At 47.1% G+C, this 6,922-nt stretch carries 3 protein-coding genes; all 3 read right to left on the reverse strand.

Going from position 1 to position 6,922, the window contains the following annotated elements:
* Nucleotides 1-105: 105 nt before the first annotated feature.
* Nucleotides 106-4,881 (reverse strand): polymorphic toxin type 23 domain-containing protein, encoded by a 4,776-nt coding sequence (locus HMPREF0670_RS15950; protein WP_157579661.1) that lies wholly within the window; start codon nucleotides 4,879-4,881, stop codon nucleotides 106-108.
* A gap of 81 nt (nucleotides 4,882-4,962) precedes the next feature.
* Nucleotides 4,963-6,420 (reverse strand): hypothetical protein, encoded by a 1,458-nt coding sequence (locus HMPREF0670_RS14090; protein WP_009231819.1) that lies wholly within the window; start codon nucleotides 6,418-6,420, stop codon nucleotides 4,963-4,965.
* A gap of 73 nt (nucleotides 6,421-6,493) precedes the next feature.
* A partial coding sequence (locus tag HMPREF0670_RS14095) for a T9SS type A sorting domain-containing protein (RefSeq protein WP_232213939.1) occupies nucleotides 6,494-6,922 on the reverse strand: 429 nt, incomplete at its 5' end.

Consider the following 6,922-nt stretch of genomic DNA (forward strand, 5'->3'; position numbering starts at 1 on the left):
TGAGCATAGCACCAGAAATCCAAAGGAAAATAATAATATCTTCATACAAATTATTTTATTGCCTTTTGGAGATTGCAACACAATCTCCAAAAGGCAGGTTTCACACTACCAAAGACTTAATGGCGAATTATGCCCGAAAGAAGAATACAAGCCTCTGTAGAACTCCTTACCTGGTATAAAGTAAGGAGTTGGTACAAGATAACGATGAACAAGATTTTGTGTGAGACTCTGTACAATCCTCGCACTTACCCCAAATCGATAGATTTGGCTTCCCGACTTGATTCCAACCCAAAAAGGTGCTGAATAGACTTTCCCGTTAGGCCAACCACCACCAACTTTTTGTTCTCTACCATTAACATGGATGACTCTTTCAGGATTAGCACCAAGATACGGGTCGACAATATTAGGATCATATCCATAGATACCCGATTCTTCCTTACCGTCATTTGTCGTCACATACGTGCCTACACTGAAATCTCCGATGGTGAGTTCCGCAGCACTAGTACGCCAGCGATCATGGCCAGACTGTCCAAACATGTCGTTATACAGTCGGAAAGAAACGTCGCCAGGCGCGAGTAAAGTTATTGCACCTACGATTTGTTTGCCTAACACATTGCCTCTTACGGTTTGTTCGCCATAATAGGTTTTGCCAAAGCCTGCACCCCAACCGCCATAAGAAGCTTCTGCGTTCCAGCCAACATAATTGTTGGTTATACCGCCGCTAACACTTGCACTAAAATCTCCATCCGTGTAGGAAAGCGAGGCAAGCATGCCCGCCGTCAGACCGCCTTCCGTCCAACTAAACGAAGGAGAGAAAGCAAGGCCCAAATGGTCATTCAAGGGAACATTGCCTGATGGGAATGCCTTGTTTACAATGCCATTCAAACAAATGCTGCCAACTTGCCTCCATGTGGCAGAGGTGATGCTGCCCGTTGCTAGTCCTGCTGTATTAAAACCTAACCATGATGCTCCCGCTGTGATAAGCCCACTTTTTATGGAACTCCACCCCCAGTTGTGAGAGCTGATGGCATTGCCAAGGTAACCAACAACAAAACCAGCACCTGCAACAATAAGGTCGTCTATGCCAAACCATTCTCCGCTCGGGTCGGTATACTTCAACGGATTGTTAAGGCAATAGCTGTAACGATTAAAGTTTTGGCTATTGAACGGCATCTGCACATAGTTGTCGGGACTGAAGAAACGGCCGATAACAGGATCGTACAGGCGACCGTTCATGTTGATTATGTCATACTCGTTGAGCATCTCATGACCTGTGTAGCCCCGATAAAGCCCGATGTCGTTTTGCGTAATGGTTTGTTTACCCCACGCATCGTAAGAAGCATCGAACACTTTCCGTCCTTCTTCATCGAACACAGAGAGTATGCTGCCAAGGTTATCGGTAAAGGCAAGATAAGGCTTGAACAAACCATCCCTTATCACAATTACGTTGCCATCGAGGTAATAATATCCGCGTGTATCACCATTCTCGTAAACTTCTTCGTAATCGCCTGCATAGATGGTGGAACGCACAAGATTACCATCGCGATATTGTGCAGAACACCATCTTTCTTGATCTGGCCCATAGAAGAAGTGTGTTGATAAGCCTTTAACAGAATCAGTAATCATATCAACTTTGCCATACTCATTATAAGTTGTGGTAAGCGGGTCGCTAGGAATCGCCGCAATTGGATTGTCCACCTCGGTAACGGCATGCGGCCTTATATTTGCATCATAATTATAATTGCCCACATCTGTTTTAAATAGCACATTACCATTAGGGGCGTAATCTATTTTCATCATTCCGCCTTGGCTTGGCTTATACGAAATCAGACGGTCAAGGTTGTCGTAACCGAATTCTTCCTTGGAACTGTTGTTTCTGCGGCGAGACAACAAATTGCCTGTTGCCTTGTCATATTCCGAAGTAAAATCTTCAAGCGTTGAATTGCCGTTCGTTAATTTCAGATTAGTTTCAAAACCATCTTTGTCTCGTACACTTGTAGAAACTAACTTGCCCAAGAACGAGAAGCGGTTTACAAGCCCATCATAGTCCTCCTGTTTATAAACGATGTCACCATTTACCTCAACTTGATCCTTAAACCCGTTGAGATCATACTGGTAGTTCACCTCTAAATTACCAGGATATATAACCTGAGACAGTTGGTTTTTGTCGTTATATGCATACTCAAACTTGTATGCCTTTTCGTGTCCCCTAATGTCCCGTTTCTCAGAAACCATTCGGCCGAGCTTATCGTATTGATACTGAACAGAACAACGATCGTTAATTCTGCTTAGCACAAGTGGACTGCCGTTGACGTACGCACCATAGTTGGTTACCAACAGCTGTTTTCCAATGCAGGTGAGGAAGGGGCGTCCCAGCTCATCAAACTGGTAAGTGGTCTTTGTCCCCTTGCCATCTGTTTGAGCAAGCAGCGTTCCGTCTGCAGCATAGGTATAGGTAGAAGTCCCTGCATCGGGGTCGGCAAGCGAGGTTTGGTTGCCGGCCGCATCATAGGTCATACATACGGTAGAGCCGTGTGCTGTCACACTGGCAGGTTTGCCTACAGAAGCATATTTGTAGGTGACGATGCCCGACGGGTCTTCCACCTTAACCACATTGCCCCACGCATCAAAAGTCTTCGTTACGCTCTGGCCTGTCTCAGCAATCGTAGAGGTTACAGTACGGTTGCCGTAAGTATATTTGGTGGTTTTACCCGAGCTCAGCACTTCTTTCACAAGTCGTCCACGACCGTCGTAAGTGAGAACTTGTTTCGTTGTAAGTTTGCCAGTAGTCTTTTCAATCTTTGAAACCAGTCCTTTAGTATTGTAGGTTGTCTTGTTATTGACATCTACACCTTTCGGCCCAACCGACTTTTTGCTGAGTTCACGCCCTTTCTGGTCATAGCATGTCAGCACTGTCGGTGCACCGTCAGAAGCCACCTCGATATCGTATTGTTCCGTTGAGAATGGGGATGTCCATCTGCGTTCAACCTTTGTCTTTGTCCCATCCGCTGCCACGACCTGCGTTTCCTGTCCCCATCCATCGTAAGTGTGCGTTGTGGTGAGTGGTTCTGCGGAGTTTGTTATATCCGTTTGCGTGAGTAGGTTTCCCCATTCATCGTAGGCGAAGGTGTTCACCGAAGTCTCAGGCGTGGTGAACGTCTTAACAACAAGGCGTCCATCGTTGTCATACTCAAAGTGCTTTGTTATGGGTTTCACCCCTTTGCCCGTGGTAACCGTGGTAAGGATGTTGCCTTGTGCGTTGTAGGTGTTGGTGGTTGTCAAAGCCATTTCCGTGCCGTAATTCTCCGTTGTGGAGAGAATGTTGCCATTATCATCATACTTGTACGAGGTTGTTGTGCTAAATGGCGAAGGGTCGTCCTTATGCTTTTGGGTCTTGGTCATGGTTGTGGGCAACCATCGCGCCTGTTTCTTCACATAACCGCCGTACGTCACCCTGCGGTACATGTTGTCGCCATCATTCTCAACCACCTCTTCCACGGGTACGCCTTTCCCATTGTCGTAGGCCGAGCGTGTTATGGTGCGGTTTCCGTCCATGTCCGTTGCCTCTTGCTTGGAAATATAGGCAAAGTAATTACCTTTATCCTGGCCGACGATTGTGGTTGTAGACAAAGTGGTGGCTGCACAACCGCCTTGCTCCACAACAGTCTTAGTTTCTGTGGGTAGCCACCTGGTTTCATCCCACTTGGTTGTCTCGGTAGAAGTCTTGATGCCTAGTGAGGTGTTTGTACTTGCCATCTTGTTGAAACCAAGCATACCTCTCCCCGCGATATGCAATCGCAAATCTTCGTAGCCATATTCGGTGTAGTAGTGCCCCGCACTTCCGTCGTTTGCATACACGTATCGTACAACAGCTATCGGCAGCGCATAGGTGTTAACAGGGTAACGGTTGGCGATGGTGCGCTTATACACAATAGGGTTTGTGGCGTAGGCATACAAGATTCTATGAGAAGTTCCCATTCCGTCTTCCAAATTTGTCACACGTCCGGCATTGGCTTTCTCACCATAGTTGAAGTAAGCGTGTATTGTTCCATTAAATCCGTCGTCTCCGCTGGTTAGCTTACTGCCGTAGTTTGCCAGTTCCATTTGCCCGTCACCGTCGAAGTCGCCAAGGAAAATTTTGTTCTCCAAAGCATCGTCTTCTCTCCCTTTAGATGCGGCGTTGTTGAAAGCGAATCCATCCCCAGTAGAGCGATACCACCGCACTTCGGTAGCGGTGAATTCCGTTTTGAATTTAGGAAATCCTCTGTACCTGTATCTGGCCTTGCACACCATCACGTCTGTTAGTCCATCGCGGTCCATGTCCCATGTCAGGAGCGCGAACTTGTCATCGTCATTCGTAGTGCCCTGATCTGAGAAACCCATGTCTACACCCTTGCCAATGCGGAATGTTCCACCACCCTCGTTATAGGCCACCCAAAGGTGGTAGTCACCGTCGCCGCAGTTGTACACAAAGTCGATAAGGCCATCTCCGTCGAAATCGCCTTGTTGAATGCGCCATCGGTTGCGCAGGTTTGTTCCTTCGGCTGTCTTTGTTTCAACAAATTTCTCATCCGTGGGTTTTCCACCCGCATTGAAGTAAATCTTATAGCCATTGTCGTAAAGGAAAATCAAGTCTTGTAGTCCATCGTTGTTGTAATCACCCACAAACATCTTCTCAGGGTTTTGTGGTAGCCGTAACTTATAGTCCCGATGATCCAGTTTATCCCCATCCATATATTTTATGATGGTACAAGGGTAATAGCCATCCTTTTGCCTTTGTTCCACACACACCACATCATCCTTTCCGTTGCCGTCTGTGTCGAAAGGAACAAGAAGCGGCACAGCATCTGCGGCCTTCAACCCCATGCCGATTTCTTTCACGTTCCATGTGTTGCCATTTGTAACATCGTTCCCCGAGATGAACTGGAACCTGACGTTATTCCAGTGGCCTTCCACCTTGTCTTAATAAGGTATTAGCAAGTCGTTATAGCCGTCACCGTCGAAGTCCATCACCGATGCCCCACCCATTGTTGTCTTGATGTCGCCCAAGGAAATGTTTGCAGGCAAGGAAAAGACGAGCGGCTTTTCATAAGATACGTTGCCGTTTGGGGAAACCTTACTGCGGCTGACATAAACATAGGTGTTGTAATGTGAGTGGGTGGTGCCATAACCCTGCCAGTCAATAACCTCTACCGGCGCCACTCTGATGATGTCGCTTACACCGTCGCCGTTGAGGTCGGTGGCAAAGAAACCCTTATCGGACTCTTTCACATACCACCTGTCGTCGTTCGTGCTCACGTCCATCTGGAGAGGAGATGCATCGCCTTTTGGCAAGAAGCTCCAATTCAGCTTCACAGGAGGGTATTTCTCACCCTTGCCGTTCTCTTCGCTTACTTGCACAAGTCGTGTCCATTTGGTTTGGCTACCATCAGAATTGTCGTCGTAGGTAAGCGTATACTTTCGATACGTATGGTTAGCACAGGCCGCGACGATAGAAGACAAACACACATCGAAGTTTCCTCTATCCACATACGCGGCAAAAGGCCTAGCATTCGTCCCTAGTTTCGCATACGAAAATTCGATATTATAAAACTTCCCTTTCCCTGTTTCATCCTTAGGTCCGTAGGAAATGTAAACTGGCCTGACAGTAAGACCGCTGTTGTCGTATGAATAAAATATAAAATTACCATTCTTATCTCGCACAGCACTGACATACCATGCGACACAGCCATGTTTCTTTTGGTCTAGAGAACCGCAAAAGAGCGTTGCATCGGCATCACTCGCATATTCATACTCCAATCCGTCAGCAGTAACCACCTTAAAGCACATCCCACCAACTTGAAATGGATGAAAACCGTATTGAAAAACCTTCGTAAAAGGATCACCCTCTACCGCATATACCACGCAAGAATCTTCCATCTCACCCGATTGGTATATCAGGCGTTTCCCATCTAAGTAGAGGTTATCGCTTGCGTTGAACTCTACTCCTTGTTGTTTGCCGTCATGAAAGAGGTCCTTATTCCCGCGAGTGATTACCGAGATACCGCTGATGTTCACGCCATACCCAGCCAGACCATACCCCGCAGACTGACTATTGTAGGTTAAGCTTATTTTGGGCGTAAGCGGACCTGCATCAGGAACGCCTATCTTGATGTCGTAAATGGCAGCACCCGAATTGGAAACGTTGAACGAACAAGTAGGTGTGCCAACAACGTACATGTCGTTTGATGGGACTTCATCAGGCGGGATAACCGGCGGTATACGAGAAGAGTCCTCTTGCCCAGGGCATGTACCTCCTCCATGAGGTGGTACGCATTTGTTCAACACAGGTGTTTCGCCGTTGCGTTTCGACACTTCTTGTGCCAAGTTTGCCAAAGGTAAAAATGCTAGGCAAAGCGTTATGAGATAAAAACGTCGCATAGTTAAATTGTTTAGGTGTTGAAAATAAATTCATGTTCAGTTTGTTAAGAGATTTCACGTATGCACGCAAGGCTCATCGCTTCACTATCTTCCATGCCGAGGTGTTTTCGCCCACCACGGCTTTCACCAGATATACGCCATCAGCACAATGCGTAATGCTGATTTCGTTTGTTCCGACAACTGCTGTCCCACGATAAACCAATGCGCCAGCGGCTGAATACACATAGAGCTCGCAACTACTGCCATTTGGTAACATAGGGACGTTTACACGGATAATGCCTTGGGCATAGCTATGCGTTACCCCTTCCATGCTTACAGGCATCCGTTCGTTTGCAGATTGGGTTTGCGCCTTAGCCTGTGCAACTTTTGATTTGGGTACTACGGCTTCGCGCGCCACCCTGTTCCCAGCAGCGTCGTAGCTGAACTTAATCTTGTGTTGGGCGGCTACCAACAGCGATGTCGCAAAGGCGACAATTGTAAGAAAAGCCTTTTTCATAATTCT

Source organism: Prevotella sp. oral taxon 317 str. F0108, assembly GCF_000162415.1.
GTDB lineage: Bacteria > Bacteroidota > Bacteroidia > Bacteroidales > Bacteroidaceae > Prevotella > Prevotella conceptionensis.

Bases quoted from the DNA above. Each gene is read 5' to 3' on its own strand.
- HMPREF0670_RS14090 (WP_009231819.1), bottom strand. From the start codon at position 6,420: ATGCGACGTTTTTATCTCATAACGCTTTGCCTAGCATTTTTACCTTTG.